The sequence below is a fragment of the Pseudomonas ekonensis genome, from assembly GCF_019145435.1.
Taxonomy (GTDB): domain Bacteria; phylum Pseudomonadota; class Gammaproteobacteria; order Pseudomonadales; family Pseudomonadaceae; genus Aquipseudomonas; species Aquipseudomonas ekonensis.
The window spans coordinates 1,843,552-1,862,070 of the sequence record NZ_JAHSTS010000002.1; the positions used below are offsets into that span (position 1 = coordinate 1,843,552).

Here is an 18,519-nt window from a genome sequence, read left to right on the forward strand (position 1 = left end):
TTGCAGATGCAGCCTTTTCAATTCAGAGCCATAAGCTGTAATCGAGAGCCACGCATTCGCTCTTGCTTGCGGCTTGTAGCTAGCAGCTTCTCCGAAGGAGTCTTTCTTTGAACATTTTGATCATCGGCAGCGGTGGCCGTGAACACGCCCTGGCCTGGAAAGTGGCTCAGGATCCGCGCGTGCAGAAGGTTTTCGTGGCGCCGGGCAACGCCGGCACCGCCATTGAGGCCAAGTGCGAAAACGTCGCCATCGACGTGCTGGCCCTGGAGCAACTGGCCGACTTCGCCGAGAAGAACGTTTCCCTGACCATCGTCGGCCCGGAAGTGCCGCTGGTGGCCGGCGTCGTCGACCTGTTCCGCGCCCGTGGCCTGGACTGCTTCGGCCCGACCCAGGGCGCCGCGCAGCTCGAAGGCTCGAAGGCCTTCACCAAGGACTTCCTGGCCCGCCACAAGATCCCGACCGCCGACTACCAGAACTTCACCGAGATCGAGCCGGCCCTGGCCTACCTGCGTGAAAAAGGCGCGCCGATCGTGATCAAGGCCGACGGCCTGGCCGCCGGCAAAGGCGTGATCGTCGCCATGACCCTGGCCGAAGCCGAAGACGCCGTGCGCGACATGCTCGCCGGCAACGCCTTCGGCGACGCCGGTTCGCGCGTGGTCATCGAGGAATTCCTCGACGGCGAGGAAGCCAGCTTCATCGTCATGGTCGACGGCAAGAACGTCCTGCCGATGGCCACCAGCCAGGACCACAAGCGCGTCGGCGACGGCGACAGCGGCCCGAACACCGGCGGCATGGGCGCCTACTCCCCGGCCCCGGTGGTCACCGCCGATGTGCACCAGCGCGTGATGGACCAGGTGATCTGGCCGACCGTGCGCGGCATGGCCGCCGAAGGCAACGTCTACACCGGCTTCCTGTACGCGGGGCTGATGATCGACAAGGCCGGCAACCCGAAGGTCATCGAGTTCAACTGCCGCTTCGGCGACCCGGAGACCCAACCGGTGATGCTGCGCCTGCAGTCGAGCCTGGTGCTGCTGGTCGAGGCCGCCCTGGCCCAGGCGCTGGACAAGGTCGAAGCGCAGTGGGATCCGCGCCCGAGCGTCGGCATCGTGCTGGCCGCCGGCGGCTATCCGGGCGACTACGCCAAGGGCGCCGCGATCAACGGCCTGGACGCTGCCGCCGCGCTGGAAGGCAAGGTTTTCCACGCCGGCACCGCGCAGAAGGACGGCCAGATCGTGACCGCCGGCGGCCGTGTGCTCTGCGCCACCGCCATGGGCGACAGCGTCGGCGCGGCCCAGCAGCAGGCCTACCGCCTGGCGGCGGCGATCGACTGGGAAGGCTGCTTCTACCGCAAGGACATCGGCTACCGCGCCATCGCCCGTGAGCGCGGCGAATCCCGCTGATCCGTTGTCCGTGACGGCCGGTCGGGGGGCCATCCCCCGGCCGGACTGTTCCGACGCTGCGCATCGTTATATTCTGGCACCAACCTACGAAGGGATTTCGCCGTGCGCTGGCTCAGGATCGCCATAGGCTTCACCGTCACACTGTTGACCCTGCTCTGCATGCTGCCGGCCCAGGCCGGACAAGGCAGTGGCTGGGCGGTATTGCTCGACGAACAGGGCAACCTGCAGCTGAGCGACATCCGCTCGCCCCGCTACACCAACCAATTCAGCCCCATCGACCTCGACCGCCTCACGGCGGCGGAGCCCGACGGCGCACTGTGGCTGCGTTTCAGGCTGGCCGCCGGCAAGCACGAGCAAGTGCTGCGGATCTTCGCCCCTGACCTGTCGCACCTCAATCTCTACGTGCTGGACGGCGACACGCTGATCGACCAGCGCGAAAGCGGCACCGGCCAGCCCCAGGTCGACCGCCCCCTGCCCAGCAGCGACTTCCTGGTGCCGCTGCCCCAGCGCGACAAGCCCCTCGAGGTCTACGTGCGGCTGGTCTCCGACCACCAGCTGCGCCCGCACATCACCCTGCAATCGGCGGTGATGTCGGCGGCCAACCAGAACCAGACCCTGCTCTACGGCCTGCTGTTCGGCTGCCTGGGCATGCTGATCCTGCACAACCTGATCCGCTACGGCTATACCCGCTCGCGCAGTTGCCTGTGGCTGGCGGTCTGCGAGGGCCTGCTGGGGCTCAGCCTGTTGCTGCTGCTCAACCTCGCCGGGCCCTGGCTGCCTGACTGGCATGCGATCCAGACCCCGGGCGCCTATCTGGCCCTGCTGCTGACCGCCCCGGCCGGCCTGATGTTCGCCTTCCGCTTCTTCGCGCCGATCGGCCCGCACCCGCTCAACAAGCTGCTGCTGGCCGACATCTTGATCACCGTGATCTGCGGCCTGCTGCTGTTGTTCGTCAACACCCTGCCGCTGAACATCATCACCTATGCCCTGGTGGCCCTGGCCGGCCTGAGCATGCTGCTGGTCGGCGGCTACCACTGGCAGAAAGGCTACCGCCCGGCCCGCCTGTTCGTCGCCGCCATGGTGGTGTTCAACATCGGCACGCTGATCATCCTGCCGGCCCTGCTGGGCCTGACCCTGGTCGCGCCGCAGGGCCTGATCATGACCCTGATGGGGTTCATCTGCATCAGCGGCCTGCTGATGAGCATCGCCCTGGGCGAGCGTCAGCGCAGCATCACCGAAAGCCGTTTCAGCATCAGCCGCGACCTGGCGGCGAGCAACGCCGAGATCAACGCCAAGGCCGAGTTCCTGGCCAAGATCAGCCACGAGATCCGCACGCCGATGAACGGCGTGCTGGGCATGACCGAACTGCTGCTGGGCACGCCGCTGTCGGTCAAGCAACGCGACTACGTGCAGACCATCCACAGCGCCGGCAACGAACTGCTGACCCTGATCAACGAGATCCTCGACATCTCCCGCCTCGAGTCCGGGCAGATCGAACTCGACGACGTGCAGTTCGACCTCAACGCCCTGATCGAAGACTGCCTGAGCATCTACCGCGCCAAGGCCGAACAGCAGAACGTCGAGCTGATCAGCTTCATCCAGCCCCAGGTGCCGCGGGTCATCAGCGGCGACCCGACCCGCCTGCGCCAGACCCTGCTGAGCCTCCTGGAAAACGCCCTGAAGAAGACCGACGAAGGCGAAGTGCTGATCGTCGTCGCCCTCGACGACCGCAGCGTCAAGCCGCGCCTGCGCATCGCCGTGCAGGACAGCGGCCAGCCGATGGAGCAGGAAGAGCGCGACGCGCTGCTGCACGCCGAACTGCACAGCAAGCACTTCCTGTCGGCCAACCGGCTGGGCGGCAACCTGGGGCTGGTGATCGCACGGCAACTGATCCGGCTCATGCAGGGCGAATTCGGCATCAAGAGCGGCGCCAACCAGGGCAGCACCCTGTGGCTGACCCTGCCGCTGGATCCGGACCGCCTCGAACATCCGACCTCCGACCTCGACAGCCCGCTGCAAGGCGCGCGGGTGCTGGTGGTGGACGACAACGACACCTGCCGCAAAGTGCTGGTGCAGCAGTGCAGCGCCTGGGGCCTGAACGTCAGCGCCGTGCCGTCGGGCAAGGAGGCGCTGGCCCTGCTGCGCACCAAGGCGCACCTGCGCGACTACTTCGACGTGGTGCTGCTGGACCAGAACATGCCGGGCATGACCGGCATGCAGCTGGCGGCCAAGATCAAGGAAGACCCGAGCCTGAACCACGACATCCTGCTGATCATGCTCACCGGCATCAGCAATGCGCCGAGCAAGATCATCGCGCGCAATTCCGGGGTCAAGCGCATCCTGGCCAAGCCGGTGGCCGGCTACACCCTCAAGACCACCCTGGCCGACGAGCTGAACCAGCGCAACAAGGGCCAGACCGTGTTCCAGCCGCAGCCGGCCGTCCCCGGCGCGGCGGTCAAGGTGCCGAGCGACTTCCGCATCCTGGTGGCCGAAGACAACACGATCTCCACCAAGGTGATCCGCGGCATGCTCGGCAAGCTCAACCTGCAGCCGGACACCGCCAGCAACGGCGAGGAGGCCTTGCAGGCCATGAAGGCCCAGCGTTACGACCTGGTGCTGATGGACTGCGAAATGCCGATCCTCGACGGCTTCTCCGCCACCCAGCAGCTGCGGGCCTGGGAAGTCGGCAACCAACGCACCCGCACGCCGATCGTGGCCCTGACCGCGCACATCCTCGCCGAACACAAGGAACGCGCGCGGCAGGCCGGCATGGATGGCCACATGGCCAAGCCGGTGGAACTGTCGCAGTTGCGCGAACTGATCGAACACTGGGTGGCCCAGCGCGATCAGCAGAACCGCAACACCGTGCGAACGCTCTGATCAACCGGCCGGTTCGCAGCGAACACTGTCCGGCTGGCTGAAGTCGATCGCCTTGATGAGGTCGACATGCGGTTCCAGCCGCTTGGCCAGCGTGTCACGAACGGGGTCGAACAGCGGCGCCGCCAGGTCCGCCTGAAAGAAGCGTTGCTCCAGCGGCCCGCGGAGCGAATCCGCAGAGAAAGTCCGGGCGTACGGATTGCCTTCGGCGCCAGCCGCAGACGTCAGCGTCACGTAGGCGGCGCTCAAGCGAGGGCCGGGTTGCGCCACCACCACCAGAAAACGATGCCGTTGATTTGCGTTAATCTGATCCGCCCCTTCGCAACTCGCCGGTTGCCGGATCCTCTCCTGAAGAAACGCGATGGCCGGATCCGTGACCGGCAACGCCGCGACGGCCTGCAGGATCGGCACCCAGTCCCCTGCCTCGGCCAGCGCCGGCCGCAGAACGCCGATCATCCCGTCCATCGCCTTGAACCCGATGCCCGGACCCGGCGTGACCGTGCTCCATTCCACTCTCCTTTGCAGCCATTGGCCCTTCAGAACTTGCTGCCAGATGGAATACCAATCATCCGGATCCGCCGTGAGCGGAAACTTCTTGTTGGCCGCCAACTGCGCAAACAAGACCGAATGTTGAACATCTTGTTTTTCCTGCTCATCCATTGCGCACGGAAACAAAACAATGGCGCCTGAGTTGGCATAAGCCGAGTATTGCTCTTTCATCTTTGCCTCCTGCACATGAAAAAGTGGCGACCACTGTGTGGTCGCCACTCGATGACGTCAAATCAGATGTCCCATTCGCTGATTTGCTTGACGGCACGGTCACCCAACTTGCCGGCGATAATGTCACGGGTCTTGCCGATGATGGCCGGCACCATGGTCAGGCTGGATTCGCCCTTGTACAGGTCCACCGAACTGCTGTCCCAATTCACGAACAGCACCTTGGTCTGGTTGACCCGGTTGATGAAGCGCACCGCGCCCAGGGTCAGGATCACTTCCCGCCCCTCGGTCTCAAGGCAGGAACCCACCGCAAAACCGCCGTTGCCCTTGTTCTGGATGTTCTGGTCGAAGACCTGAAGCGGCTTGTCGGTGGCCTGCAGCGAAGCCATCGCATCGGTCGCCACCTTCAGCAGGAGCGCCGAGGTCGGCCCGGGCACCGCCGCAGCGGCCAGGGCGGAACCCAGGATGGTCAGCGCCAGTTGATCCATCTTGAAACTCTTTCCGGACGCCGAAGTGGAATCGTAGTACTTCTTCAGGATGATCCAGCCGGCGTCCTGCATGACGGTGAGGAAGGTCTGGTACCACTCTTTGCCCTGGCTTTCCAACGGGTACTTCTTGTTGGCGGCCAACGAGGCGAACAGATAGGTGTTCAGCACATCCGAGCGGTTCTGTTCGGACATGCCCGACACGAACGCCAGAATGGCATCGCCCACGACAGAGGCACGGTCAGGCACTTCGATGTTGAAAGGCGTCAACCCGTTGAGGCTGCGCGGGGCCAGGGTGATGTCCGACGGGGACACATCATAGGCATTCAGTCGCTCCAGGCGGTCGGCTACGGTCACAACAGTATTTGCATTCATCTTTTGTCTTCCCTATTTAATTAACCCGGCTCTTCCCGAACCGGCAGGACTAACTTACGAAACTCATCAAAACCCCACAAGCCAACAAATATTGCCAATAGATAACAATAAAAACTTACAACCGCCGAAAACCCTTAAATAGCGCATCAAACAATAAAAACAACTAACCGATAAACAAAATACCGAATGCGCCGACAGACCGTCCGGCGCCTGATAGACTCCGCTCAACTTTCGCCGACGCGGGTTTCCATCATGCTCCACGAGTTGTTCAGCGTTTACCTGAAGATGCTGGTGCTCTACAGCCCGTTCTTCGTGCTGTCCTGTTTCATCAGCCTGACCCGCGGCTATTCGCGCAAGGAACAGCGCCGGCTGGCGTGGAAGGTGGCGATCGCCACGCTGGTCTCCAGCGTCCTGCTGTACCTGTTCGGGCGGGTGATCTTCGATGTGTTCGGCATCACCGTGGACGCGTTCCGCATCGGCGCCGGCAGCGTGCTGTTCATCTCGGCGCTGGGCATGGCCCAGGGCAAACCGGCGGTGCAGGCCGACAACGTGCAGCAGGACGTGACCATCGTGCCGCTGACCATTCCGCTGACCGTCGGCCCCGGCACCATCGGTGCGCTGCTGGTGATGGGCGTCAGCCAGCCGCACTGGGACGACAAGCTCACGGCGATCATGAGCATCGCCATGGCCAGCTTCACGGTCGGTGCGGTGCTGTACCTGTCGAACCGCATCGAGCGGATTCTCGGCGACCAGGGATTGCAGATCGTCAGCCGCCTGATGGGGCTGTTCGTCTGCGCGCTGGCGGCGCAGATCATCTTCACGGGGGTGAAGGGTTATCTGGTGCCTTGAGCCGGTCACGAAAAAAGCGCCGCAGGCCGGCAAGCCTGCGACGCCTTCCGGTCGGCGGGCCGTCAGTCGCTCACGGCGCTGACGAGACGCTTCCGCGACCGCAACAGCTTCTGCAACGTAGCGCTGCCCGTCGCCTCCTTTCCCTTGCGCAACAACCGGACAAGGTGCGAAGCCGGCATCGACGAAAGATGCCCCAACGCAAGAAACACGTCGCCGCGCAGCAGGGGATCCTCGCTGCATACGTCCCTGAGGATCAGGCAGTGTTCGCTGTCGGGATCGGTCAGCACCAGATGTTCGCCGACGATCTGCAGCTGCAGCCTCAGCGGTTCGTCCAGCGACCAGACCAGCTTAGGCGGAACCGTCGCGGTCTCTCCCGGCAACGGCCGACAGTCGGCGATGACTGAATCGCGCTCCAGCCAGAGCGCCGTGGGCAGATAGTAGGTCACCGCACCCTGCCCCACCCGCAGGACCAAGGTGCTGACGCCGTCGGGCACCAGCGCAGGCAGACCCGTCACCCGGTTCCGCCCCTCGATCACCATCACCCCGGCATCGCGTTGCACATGCGTGAACGGCCCGAAGCGCGCCGCCCCCGGGTAGACGAGCACGCACTCGTCACGTCGGTCATGCAACAGCACCTGCGTGCGCTGTCGGGTGCCCAGCAGTTCGTCATCGTCGCGCAGGGTCGTGCCGAGGACACGGACCAAGCAAGCGTTCTCCACGTCGTACCATTGACGCACACCGGGCTCCGCTTCGGTGGACACAAACCCGTCGTGCTCGACGGTGCGCAGCAGGGCTTGAAGGTTGTGGATCAGATGATCCCCTTGGGCAACTACCCAGGCGTGGTTGACGCCGGTCACACGCTCAGTTTCCCCGAAGCGCAGGGCCAGTTCCACGCCGTCCACGGTGGTGCCTCTGAGCCCGGCGCCGTCGCGCCTGACGTCGCTGAAGCGCCAGTCCTCCCACTCCTCCTGCGGCGCGGGCAGTAGACCGCTGCGCAGCAACTGCGCACCGTTGGCGAACGCTTGTTCCAGAAGTCCGGGATCGACAAAGCCCTGAGAAAGGATCCTGGCGCCGGACGGATCGAACAGCCAGGCCTGGCGCCTGTCCGGCGTCAGACCGAGCAAGCGGATCCGTTCACCGTTCGCCGACGTGCACAGCAGCAGCCGTTGATCGATGTACCAGGCGCCCAGATGACCATTCCCGCCATGGTCGAGCAGGCCGATGAGGGCGAAGCGATCCACCGGATAATGCTGCGCCACCGCCCCGAGCGCCTCCCACCAGCGAGGGCGGCCCTGCAACCAGTGCTCGGCAAGCCCGCCGAACTGCAACCGGCCGTCGGTGTTCAGGTTGAAGAAATGCCCGTCTTTGGTGATCGCGACATACCCTCCCGGCGTCGTGACGACCTGTTTGAGCCGTTCGGGCGCTATCCATGTGTGCGACCAGCTCCCCGCCCGTTCCCCGGGCGTGTGCTGCAACCGACACAGGGTTTGCGCCGAACGGTCGTAAACGACGTAGACCTCTTGGCCCTGCGCCGGAACCAGCAGCGTCAGCCGGTTCAGTTCCTTGATCGCGTCCTCCCAGCCCCGAGGCTGCCCCGGCGCCGGCAACGGATTGATCAGCAGACGGTCGCGGCTGCGGATCCAGACCAGATCACGCCGCACCTCATCCAATTGCCAACACACCGAAACGTAGGGCGCAGGCGACCACTCGATCTTCGTATCGCCCTCTTTCGCGGATACATTCCCGTAAATCCCGTACTCGCCCAGCACCGGCCGCCAATCCGCCAGCCGGTCACCGGCCAATGCCTGCGCCCGCAGGTTCGGGGCTGATCCGCACGTCACCGAGCAGAGCAACAATTGCCGGTCATGAATCAGGTAGCCGATCTCCCGGACGCCCAGTTCGTCGACATACCGCTGCACCACGTGAATCACCCCTCGGGCACCGGCTTCGATGCGCTGGATCGAACCGTTGCCGAGCAGCAAGCGGTACTCCGCCTGGGGCAGGCCGCTGGTGGCATCGACCTGCCAGATCAAAAAGGACGCCGGATCATAGAAATAGGCAGAACCACCGGATACCAACGCCAGCCGGGTCTCGTCGGATTCGTCGATCTCCAGGTCGCGCATGTACAGGAAACGGTCTTCCTGCGCGTCGTACCAGGCCTTGGTGTAGCGCGGCGCCTGCGGCGGCTCGAACGGGATCAGGTAACGGTTGACCGGTGTGTACGGCAAGACCAGGCGATGGTCGTGCGCAAGCTTTTTATAGCGTTCGAGCAGCGCAGACTCGTCGAGGCCGTCAGGCGCCGTGTCCTGCAGCAGATCCAGTTTTCCGGTAGACAGGTTGACGCTGAAGACGCGCCGGTCGGCCAGGGCCAGCACGACATCATGCCGCCCCTTGCCGGTGAACTTGACGAGGATGCCATCGATCGCCAGATCTCCAGAGGCAACCTTGATCGTCTGCTCACTGACCCAATCGGCCCGCAGCACCCAGCGGCATCGCGTCAGGCTGGCCGAATGCAACTCGACCGACACCCCCGGATTGAGCAACAGCGTGCAGGTGCCGCCTACGCCCTTGAGCGCGTAGTTCAGCAATCCGTGCCAGGCCGGCGGCACCAGCGGTACAGCCAACCGCCGTTCGGCCGTATCCAGCCGCACCTCGATGGTGGTGGGGCGGTAGTTGGGAAACAGGCGATGCACGATGTAGTGACTGGGGAAGGAGTAAAAGGAGAAGAGGAATTTCCATTGTCCGCTGCCATCCCGACGCTCGAGACGGCGCGCCGCGTCGAAACCGGGGTCATGACGCCATGACGCGAACGGCAAGGCCTTGTACTCGTAGCTGTAATACGTATTCGGCGTGCACGGCAGAACGATGCACTGCCCTGCTGGCAACGGTGCCTTGATCCGGCTGGAGATCCCCCAGGTCGCACGGATACTGAAGGCTTGCCCTTCATCCGGGTTGATGTCCGGCACGCCGAAGTGATCGCGCAGCCTGAACAGCTTCGGGCTGCCGAGCGTCAATGTTCCGCTGCTCAAGTCAACGCATTCGATGATCAGGGAAGACGGATCCACGACCCATGCCTGCAGTGCGTCGTCGAAGCGGTAGACGGCACCGTTCCAGGCCTTTTCCAGATGGTCGAAAAACAGGCCGACCGTTTTCGCCTCTTCGGCGATCATGGCGAAGCCCTGGGCGAGCGCCGCCGCCCCGATCGCCAGGCCGCCCAGCATGACGCCCGCCCCGCCCAGCACCGCAGCGGCCGCACCGGCCCCCGTGGCGGCGGCCGCCAGACCGCCCAGCCCTGCCGTGAGGCCTGCGGAGTCGAACGCCAGCTGCGTACCGAAACGGGCCACGTCCACCTCGCTCTTCGCCGTCGCCAGCTGGTAGATGTCAAATCCCACGTTGGCCAGCCCCAGCAACGATCCCACCCCTTCATCGGCGACATGGCCCAACGCTTCGCCGACCAGCGGGGCGCAGGTACGGGCAATGGCTTCGGGCTCGTTGATTGCGGCGCCGTACAGCTTCATGAGCCCGGCCGCATCAACGGCCAGGCCATGGGCGAGCTGCGCATAATTCACGTAGCCGTGCAGGCGCACCGCCAGGGTCAGCGTGCGGCCATCCCCTTCACGCCCACGCAAGGCCATCATCAGCGACTGGAGGGCGAAGCCGGCGTTGAGCGTGTGGACACTGCCCGCCTCAACGGCCTCCGACGGCACGCCTGCCCCGTGGGGCTTGCTCGCCAGCGTCGAGAACCGCTCGGTCAGCCACTGCTTGATGCGCAACAAGCGGTGATCCTTGCTGACGACCTGCACCACATGGGTCGCGTCCAGAGGATCGACCAGGGTTATCCGGTAGGTGCTTTCAGGCGTGACCTCCAGGGTTTCGAACAGCGGCACCCAAGGCTTGGACGAGGCGTGCAACGCTTGCAGCCCCGACGTCGCATCGGCGATCTGCCGGGCCCACCAGCGGCAGTCCAGATCAAGCAGAGAGCGCCCAAGGTGGGCATTTTCGTTCAGCGATTTGCCACGGGCACGTGCCACGCGCCGCTGTACCGGCAGAGTGGAGGGATGCCCCGGCAACGTGTCGGACTCCAGCAGTTGCGCCAGCCTGAACCCGGCGGACAGCGGCACGGCGGACACGCGTTCGCCCTGAAGCTCGATCACGTCGAACTGCGGGCGGGCGGGCTCGCCGAAGGCGGCATAGTAATCGGCCATGCCGGCATCGATGAAAAAGTCCGCCAGCGCCTGCTCAAACGCGGCGGGATCCTCAAACTCGAACAGACCGAAGTTGGGGTCGAAGAAATGCAGCGTTGCACCACCCTCGGCAGTGACCGTTTTCGCCGCGAGCAGCACATGATTGTCGGAATTGAGCATCAGGCCGAGATGGCCGCCGGAGGTCTCCAGTCGGGCGCGGATCTCGCTCAAGTCGGCTCGCCCCCGTGACTGCCCCACCTCGCTCAAGGGCACATCGCGCAGTTCCTCCAGCGCTTGCAGGAATGCGATGGAGTCGTCTTGCTCAGGCTCCACGACCGCCAGGTAAAAACGCTCGCGCAGGCGTCGCGACGCCTGCCCGTCTTTCGCAAGGGCGGCCCCCATCACCAATGACAAGGGATAGCAACGCCCTGCGATGGCGTCCCCCGAACCTTGCAGCAGCAGATCCTGGGGCACCAGTTTGACGCTGGACGCTTCGAAGCGCCGAAGCACCTGCTCCACGCGCTCCTGCACCTGAACCCGGTGCTCGAGCGTGGCAAGCTGCCGGATCCGCGCCACATGGCGCCCCCATTGAAACGGCGTATGCGCGTTGAGCATTGCGCGCTTTTTCAGCTCCAGCGCACTGCCGGAGGACTGGGCCGGCTCATCGGCGACGCTGGCCAGCCCCTCCACAAAGCCCGGTGGACGACGCTTGTACAGATGCCGTTCGAGGACGGTGTAACGATTGGACGCGCCCTGTTCGCCAACGCTGTTGGCCAGGTTGTCCAACTCGCCATGCAACTGCATCAGGCTCCGGTTATCCAGCGAGCCCGCCCCCATCAGAACGCCCAGTGCCAGGCGCTGAACGGGGTCGGCCTGCACGATGCTCAAGGTGCCTTTGGCGATTTTGGCCAGGACTTCGTCCACGCCTGCGTCCGCGCTCCCGGCATCGCTCAGGAAGGCCGGCGGCAGAATGTCAGCGGGCTGAGCCTTGATGGCTTGCCGGTCGGCGAAACTGAGCGGCAGCGGCTTGCCGAACGTGATTTTGCCGTCATGGCCGCTGCGCATGGCCTGCACCAACGGCTCTCCCAACGCATCGACCAGGCGCTGCAGCACGCCGCTCAAGAGCACCGCCCGTCCTTCGATCACAGGCCAGCCGGACTGGAACTCGACCGTCGAATGCTTGAGCAGTTGGACGATGTCGCCGCCGTAACGGGTGGCGTACCGACCGCTCCGCCAATGCGCCTGTTCGTCGCTGACCCACTGCAACGGATCGGTTCCGTTGTCTTTCCAGGAATGGTCCTGTTCCTCTTCCGTCGTGCGGTTGACCGTCGCCAAAGGGACGATGACCAGGTCTTTGCCCAACGCCGCAGCGCCCTGCGGCGTGAAGTGCCGCTTCTGATAGTTGCGCATGCCGTCGCGCATGGCGGCGGGCCCGGTCAGGTAGATGGTGCCCTCGCTTTGCGGGCGGATACCGTCACGGAAGTAACCGGCAGCGGCGGCGGCCAGTAAGCCGGCGAAGATTTCCTCTTCTTCCATCGGCAGCTCGCGCAACGGCCCCAACGCCTGCTCAACGGTCTCGTGCGAAAGCGACACCATGCTCTCGTTGTCGCTGATCGCCACTCCCCTCTCCCAGGCCAGCTTCGTTGCGCCATCGATGACGTCGTAGCTCAGGCGCATGCGATCCAGCACAGCGTCGATCATCCCGGCACCGGGGTGAGCCATCAGGAAAGCATTGCTCAACGAATTGGACTCAGCGACAGCACGCAATTCGAACGGTCTCGCCGACCGGTCTGCCGGTTGCCGGAAGACGTCATTCAGCGACGGCTGGCTGCTGGCGAACACATCGAGGAGGGCCCTGGACGGTTCGGGTATACACTCGAAGTAGGAGGTGTAGCGCTCGCGAACGGCATGCCGGCCCGGCATCCAGCCAGGGTTACGGTCCAGCAGCAGTTGCAAGGCCCCGAGCCGGGCATCGGCGCCCCAGCCGCTGATGTCGACAGCGCCGAGCCGCTCCGCCAGCGGCGGCAAGCCGTCGACATCCGCATAGCTGCCGCCCTCGCTGGCCAGCGCATGCAGGCGTACGATGTCGGAGGCCGCCGCCAGGTTGCCGCGCAGGCGGGTTTCCCGTTCGTAGAGGTGCTGCAAGGCCATCGGCGTCTCGAGATCGCCAAGGTCGCGCAGCGTCAGGACATCGTCCCCCAGGGCCGTGACGGTGAGCAGGTTTTGCGTGATGCGTTCCTGCAGCGCATCGGCATCCTGGCCGTAGGCTCGGACCAAAAGATCGATCCTGGCGTCATCCGCCGATTGGCCGGCGGCAACCGCCGCCTCGATATGGGCCTGCATCTGCTGCTTGAGCACGATTGCGCGCTCTTCGTACAACGTCGCCAGTTCGTCCCCATCGATACGTCGGCCATCGCTCTGTCGCAGCGCATCGGCCTTCGCGGCTTCGACGATCAACTTGTGGGTCTGGTGGGCCAGCAACGCATCGCTGTCGTACCAGAGATTGAGGACATAGCCACGTCCTTCCATCACCTGTTTCCAGAGGTTGAGATAATCGCGCTGAATCTCGCCCACGCCCCCGCCCAGCCAGACGAAATGCATGACCTTGGGCACTTCGGTGGCGGGTGTCCGCAGTTGTTCAAGGCTGTTCTGCACGCGGGTTTCATACGCGGCGATCTTTTCGCAGATCGGCGACAGCGAGTCGGTCTCTTGCCGGGCCGGAATGCTGTCACGCATCGGCTCCAGTGTTTGCCTCAACAGCGCCAGCGGCTCCTGCAACCTGTGCAACTCGGGTTTTGCGATACAGGCGAAGTAGTAACGCAACACCGCGTCATATTCCTGACTGCCCTTGAATGGGCTCAGTGCCTGTTCCAGCGTGCTCAGCTTGAACAGTTCGATGAACTCACAGTACCCCTCATCCTTTCTGGCTTTTGCATCCTGCATGGTATGTATGCCTCGACATCGCTGATCATTTTTGAAGTACGCAGAACTGCGTCCAACGGCAAACTACCCAGCGCAGGCACCCGGCTCCATTGGCAACGAATGCAATTCTTTTCAGAAAACAGAACAACGAAACATGATCAAACCAAATGACGCCGACAATGTTTACCGGCACTTTTCGAGCCTGTTTTGAGCACTAATGTTTGCACCACAAAAAAGGCCGTGAAACTTTAGGTTTCACGGCCTTTTTAATACAACGACACAGTTTACTCCGTTGTCACGAGGTCGGCTTTTCACCGTACCAGCGCGGCGTGTAGACCCACTCCCCGCCTTCGGCCCGAGGGAACGTGCACGTGGTGGAAGAGCCGATCAGCACCATGGTGCGCATGTCAACCTGATCCGGCGTCAGCACGCCCAGCGTGGTGGTGCGCAGGGTCTGGCCGGGACGGCCGATGTCGCGCCCCAACACCACCGGCGTCTGCGGCGTGCGGTGCCGGGCGACGATCTCCAGCGCACGGCCCAACTGCCAGGGACGTGCGCGGGAGATTGGGTTGTAGAACGCCAGGGCCAGATCCGCTTCGGCGGCCAGGTCCAGACGCTTCTCGATGATCGACCACGGCTTGAGGTTGTCCGACAGCGACATCACGCAGAAGTCATGCCCCAGCGGCGCGCCGGCCTGGGCAGCCGTCGCGAGGGACGCGGACACCCCCGGCAGGATTTCCAGCTCGACGCTGTGCCACGCCGGGTCGTTTGACTCGTGCAACGCCTCAAGCACCGCCGCCGCCATGGCGAACACGCCCGGATCGCCGGACGACACCACGATCACCGAACGCCCCTCGGCCGCCAGCCGGAACGCATGACGGGCGCGCTGCATCTCTTCGCGGTTGTCGGTGCAGTGCCGGATCTGATCGTCGCGGAACGGACCGGCCATGCGCACATAGGTTTCGTAGCCAAGCACGTCGGTGGCCCGGGCCAGTTCGGCCTTCACCGCCGGCACCATCAACTCGGCGGCGCCGGGGCCGAGGCCGATCACCGCGAGGCGGCCGCGCGGGCGGCCGATCTGCGCGATGTCCAACGGCTGGCCGGCCACGGCGACGGCCATGCGCGAGGACACTTCAATGACCTTCGCGCCAGGGACGGCCCCGCGGGCCAGCCCGGCGATGTCATGCGCAGCGGCGACAAAACGCAGCGGCACACCCAGTTCCAGCGCGGTTTCGCGCAGTACCGGATCCGACATGTGCTCGTCAGCGGCGACAAGGCAAGCCAGCGACTGCAACGCCACATCGGCCGCTTGCAGTGCGGCGCGAATGCTCTGCGCGCCTTCGCCATTCACCGCCACCGCCACCGCCACGCTGCGCGGATAGATCCGCAATTCATCGGCGCTCACCGCCTGCGCATCGCTGCCGACATGGATCGAGCGCTGCGCCTGGGGATCCTGCGGCAACTGCGCCTGATCCAGCCACGGCGCAGCGCCTTCGATGCGCACGCGGTGCCCGGCCAGCAGATCGGAGACAAAGCGTTTGCCGGACTCCAGGTCGCTCAGCACGTAGCCTTCCGGCGGATTGAGCAGACAGGTGCCGAAGCGCAGCTCGCCGCTGGTGGTGATCGCCGCCGCGACCTCAAGGCCGGCCGCGATCTCCCGGGCCATGACGTTGACGCCGCCCAGGCCGCCCAGCAGCGGCACCACGGCGCTGCCGTCTTCGGCGACGGCCAGCACCGCAGGCTCCTCGCCCTTCTCCAGCAGCAACGGGGCCAGGGTACGGATGACGATGCCCGCCGCGCACAGGGCGACGATCGGCGTGCCTTGCCGGTACAGCCCGCGCACGGTGTCGCCGAATTCGGTGTAGGTGCGGTCGGCGCCGTCGACCCGCCCGGCCAGGCCCAGGATCTGCGCCGCCGGGTAGACCTGCTGAATGCGCCGGGCGGTGGCCAGGCTGCCCTGGCCGAGGATAACGATGGCTGGAGGCATGGGAGTCATCAGCCTTGCCACCGTTCGCCGGGGACGATGATCAGCGAGAAGTACGGCGACGACATCGGCTCGACCTCATCCAGCGGCACGATCTTCTGGTTGGCCATGGTCGCGCGTTCGACGTAGAGCGCGCGTTCGGCCAGGCCGAGTTCGTCCAGCACCTGGCGCACCTTGGGGAAATTGCGCCCCAGCTTCATGACCACCGCCGCGTCGGCATCCGCCAGACGCCGCTTCAGTTCTTCGTGCGGCAACACGCCGGAGAGCACCGACAGGCTCTGGTTGCGGTACACCAGCGGCGCACCCAGCACCGAGGCGCCGCCGAGCATCGAGCACACGCCCGGCACCACTTCGGCTTCGTAGCGCACGGCGAGGCGGTCGTGCAGGTACATGTAGGAGCCGTAGAAGAACGGATCGCCCTCGCAGATCACCGCCACGTCGCGGCCGGCGTCCAGATGCGCGGCCACCTCTTCGGCGGCGCCGTCGTAGAAGTCGCTGATCACCTGTTCATAGGACAGCGGCGCCGGCAGCGCCTCGGTGGTCACCGGGTACACCAGCGGCAGCAGGTTCTGCGCGTCCTGCAGGTGCGCCTCGATGATGCCGAAGGCATTGCCCTTCTTGCCCTTGGCCACGAAGTAGGCCACCACCGGCGACTCGCGCAGCAGGCGCAAGGCCTTCACGGTGATCAACTCGGGGTCGCCGGGGCCCACGCCCAGGCCGATCAAGCGTCCTTTTGCCTGCATCATTCGATCTCCGTGGCGAGTGCGTTGACGGCGGCGGCGGCCATGGCGCTGCCGCCGAGGCGACCCTGCATGATCACGAACGGCACGCCACGGCTGTCGGCGGCCAGCGCGGCCTTGGATTCGGCGGCGCCGACGAAGCCCACCGGGAAGCCCAGGATCAGCGCCGGTTTCGGGGCACCGGCATCGATCATCTCCAGCAGGTAGAACAGGGCGGTCGGCGCGTTGCCGATCACCACGACGCTGCCTTCCAGATGCTCGCGCCACAGTTCCAGCGCGACGGCGGAACGGGTGTTGCCCAGCTCGCGGGCCAGTGCCGGCACACGCTCGTCGCGCAGGGTGCAGATCACCGGGTTGTCCGCCGGCAGGCGCGCGCGGGTGATGCCTTCGGCCACCATGCGCGCATCGCACAGGATCGGCGCCCCGGCGGCCAACGCGTCGCGCCCGGCCTTGCCTGCGCCTTCGGAGAACTGCAGGCCGTCGACCGCCTCGACCATGCCGCAGGCGTGGATCACCCGCACCGCGAGTTTTTCGAGGTCGGCCGGAATGCGCGCCAGGTCGGCCTCGGCGCGGATGATCGCGAAGGAGTTGCGATAGATCTCCTGACCGTCGCGGATGTAATCAAGCATCAAGGGGGCTCCGTGAGCGGGCGGCGAGCAGGGTCGCGGCCGCGTCGATAGTGAGGTTTTGGGCGTGCAGCGCGCCGAAGCCGGGCAACGCCGCATCGCGCAGATAAAGATCATAGTGGCCGGGACTGACGGCCAGCAGTGTCGCCGGGGCACGGTGCGCGGCGGCGCAGGAACGCGGGCAGCCGGACAGGTGCACGGCCTGGGCCTGCGGCAGCAGCGCGGCCAGCCGGCGGGCGTCGGCCTTGGTGTCGGCCAGGCCTTTGCCGCAGCCGCTGGCGCCGGTGCAGGCGATCACGGCGGTGAGCGGATCGCTCGCCTGGGTACGCAACCCCAAGTGTTCGAACCCGAGCAGCACCTGCCCGGCGTCGGACTCGCAGACATTCGGCAGCAGCAGGCTTTGCCACGGGGTGAACCGCAGGCTGCCGTCGCCGAAACGTCGCGAAAGGTCCGCGGCGCCACGCAGCATCGCCGGGTCAATACGCCCCAACGGCGGCACCGCGCCGACGTAGACCCGCCCCGCCGCGTGTTGCCGGTGAACGCCGATGTGCAGCGCGCCGTCGGCCTGCGGGCGCTGCCAGCCGTCGAGGGCCTTGAGCGGCAAGCGCGCTCCGAGCCGTTCGAGGAAGGCCGGCAGCGGCAGTTCATCCAGCAGATGGCGCATCCGCGCCTGCTCCGGGCGCGCCGACTCGAGGAACAGTTCCAGCACCGCGACAATCAGTTCATGACCGTCTTCAAGCGCTACCGCCGCCGGCGCAGGCTCCGTCGGGCAACCGGCCAGGCCGAACGCCAGCAGTACCTGACCGTCGCGTTCGCAGGCCGACAGCCACAAATCATGGGGGTGCTCAAGCATCGCCAGGGCTTCGCCGCCGTCCAGTTGCACGGCGAACTTGGCGCTCAGCTCGTGAAAGCGCGGATGGCATTGCAGGGTTTCGAGAATCTGCCGCGCCAGCGGACGGGTGTCGAAACGCATCTGCCGGTCGATCCCGGCGGATGGGCTGAGCATCAGGTTGCGCACATCGTCGCCGGCGGCGGTGCGCGGCCCGAGCCCTGCGCCCAGCAGCCGTTCGACCAGGGCCGCGGAACGGTCGCCGATCCCGCGGATCTGCAGGTTGGCGCGGTTGGTCGCCTCGATGACGCCGCCGGCGAAACGCTCGGCGGCCTCGGCCACCGCTTCGGCCTGATCCGCCGTGACCGATCCGCCGTCGAGCTTGATCCGGCAAATGCCGCCGTCCAGCGCCTGGACGGTGCGCAGCAGCCCCGGACAGGCCGAGGGGCGAAGGGCGGTGGACATCGGACGTTCGTTCAAGGGTTGACCGGCTGACTGGGCACGTGGGCGGGCGAAAGGCGGCCATTATGC

10 protein-coding genes are annotated in these 18,519 nt (G+C 65.4%); 3 read left to right on the forward strand and 7 right to left on the reverse strand.

Annotated features, from left to right (window positions below; genetic code table 11):
• Positions 1 to 107 precede the first annotated feature (107 nt).
• A complete protein-coding gene (purD, locus tag KVG96_RS21470; protein WP_217893829.1) occupies positions 108 to 1,400 on the forward strand; it encodes a phosphoribosylamine--glycine ligase in 1,293 nt (430 codons plus the stop codon).
• 102 nt (positions 1,401 to 1,502) lie between these two features.
• Positions 1,503 to 4,280, forward strand: a complete 2,778-nt coding sequence (locus KVG96_RS21475) for a hybrid sensor histidine kinase/response regulator (protein ID WP_217893830.1) — start codon at positions 1,503 to 1,505, stop codon at positions 4,278 to 4,280.
• Here KVG96_RS21475 and KVG96_RS21480 read toward each other — a convergent pair whose 3' ends face one another.
• Both KVG96_RS21480 and KVG96_RS21485 read right to left on the reverse strand, forming a co-directional pair.
• Positions 4,281 to 4,997: a hypothetical protein gene (locus tag KVG96_RS21480; RefSeq protein ID WP_217893831.1), complete on the reverse strand. Its 717-nt coding sequence runs from the start codon at positions 4,995 to 4,997 to the stop codon at positions 4,281 to 4,283.
• A 62-nt stretch (positions 4,998 to 5,059) separates the two neighbouring features.
• Positions 5,060 to 5,854, reverse strand: coding sequence for a hypothetical protein (locus KVG96_RS21485; RefSeq protein WP_217893832.1), 795 nt, complete (start codon positions 5,852 to 5,854; stop codon positions 5,060 to 5,062).
• Positions 5,855 to 6,106: 252 nt separating this feature from the next.
• On the opposite strand from KVG96_RS21485, the gene KVG96_RS21490 reads away from it, so the two are divergent.
• The gene (locus KVG96_RS21490; RefSeq protein ID WP_217893833.1) at positions 6,107 to 6,703 is read left to right on the forward strand and encodes a MarC family protein; all 597 of its coding nucleotides are present in this window, start codon (positions 6,107 to 6,109) and stop codon (positions 6,701 to 6,703) included.
• A gap of 62 nt (positions 6,704 to 6,765) precedes the next feature.
• Here the strand turns inward: KVG96_RS21490 and KVG96_RS21495 are convergent, their stop codons facing one another.
• The 5 genes from KVG96_RS21495 to cobG all read right to left on the reverse strand — a co-directional run bounded on the left by KVG96_RS21495 (position 6,766) and on the right by cobG (position 18,453).
• A complete protein-coding gene (locus tag KVG96_RS21495) occupies positions 6,766 to 13,830 on the reverse strand; it encodes a TcdA/TcdB pore-forming domain-containing protein (RefSeq protein ID WP_217893834.1) in 7,065 nt (2,354 codons plus the stop codon).
• A 274-nt stretch (positions 13,831 to 14,104) separates the two neighbouring features.
• Positions 14,105 to 15,805 carry a precorrin-3B C(17)-methyltransferase gene (cobJ, locus tag KVG96_RS21500; RefSeq protein ID WP_217893835.1) on the reverse strand — a complete coding sequence of 567 codons (1,701 nt, stop codon included), beginning with the start codon at positions 15,803 to 15,805 and terminating at the stop codon, positions 14,105 to 14,107.
• Positions 15,805 to 16,539 (reverse strand): precorrin-2 C(20)-methyltransferase, encoded by a 735-nt coding sequence (locus KVG96_RS21505; RefSeq protein WP_437180512.1) that lies wholly within the window; start codon positions 16,537 to 16,539, stop codon positions 15,805 to 15,807. The genes cobJ and KVG96_RS21505 overlap by 1 nt, the downstream gene beginning before the upstream one ends.
• The gene (locus KVG96_RS21510; protein ID WP_085582734.1) at positions 16,536 to 17,162 is read right to left on the reverse strand and encodes a precorrin-8X methylmutase; all 627 of its coding nucleotides are present in this window, start codon (positions 17,160 to 17,162) and stop codon (positions 16,536 to 16,538) included. Before KVG96_RS21510 ends, KVG96_RS21505 begins: the two co-directional genes overlap by 4 nt.
• Positions 17,155 to 18,453 carry a precorrin-3B synthase gene (gene cobG, locus KVG96_RS21515; protein ID WP_217893836.1) on the reverse strand — a complete coding sequence of 433 codons (1,299 nt, stop codon included), beginning with the start codon at positions 18,451 to 18,453 and terminating at the stop codon, positions 17,155 to 17,157. Before cobG ends, KVG96_RS21510 begins: the two co-directional genes overlap by 8 nt.
• Positions 18,454 to 18,519 lie beyond the last annotated feature (66 nt).

Excerpts from the sequence above, each read along its gene's own strand:
- KVG96_RS21480 (WP_217893831.1), bottom strand. The coding sequence starts at position 4,997 with ATGAAAGAGCAATACTCGGCTTATGCCAACTCAGGCGCCATTGTTTTG.
- KVG96_RS21485 (WP_217893832.1), bottom strand. The coding sequence starts at position 5,854 with ATGAATGCAAATACTGTTGTGACCGTAGCCGACCGCCTGGAGCGACTG.
- KVG96_RS21490 (WP_217893833.1), top strand. The coding sequence starts at position 6,107 with ATGCTCCACGAGTTGTTCAGCGTTTACCTGAAGATGCTGGTGCTCTAC.
- KVG96_RS21495 (WP_217893834.1), bottom strand. The coding sequence starts at position 13,830 with ATGCAGGATGCAAAAGCCAGAAAGGATGAGGGGTACTGTGAGTTCATC.
- cobJ (WP_217893835.1), bottom strand. The coding sequence starts at position 15,805 with ATGACTCCCATGCCTCCAGCCATCGTTATCCTCGGCCAGGGCAGCCTG.
- KVG96_RS21505 (WP_437180512.1), bottom strand. The coding sequence starts at position 16,539 with ATGATGCAGGCAAAAGGACGCTTGATCGGCCTGGGCGTGGGCCCCGGC.
- KVG96_RS21510 (WP_085582734.1), bottom strand. The coding sequence starts at position 17,162 with ATGCTTGATTACATCCGCGACGGTCAGGAGATCTATCGCAACTCCTTC.
- cobG (WP_217893836.1), bottom strand. The coding sequence starts at position 18,453 with ATGTCCACCGCCCTTCGCCCCTCGGCCTGTCCGGGGCTGCTGCGCACC.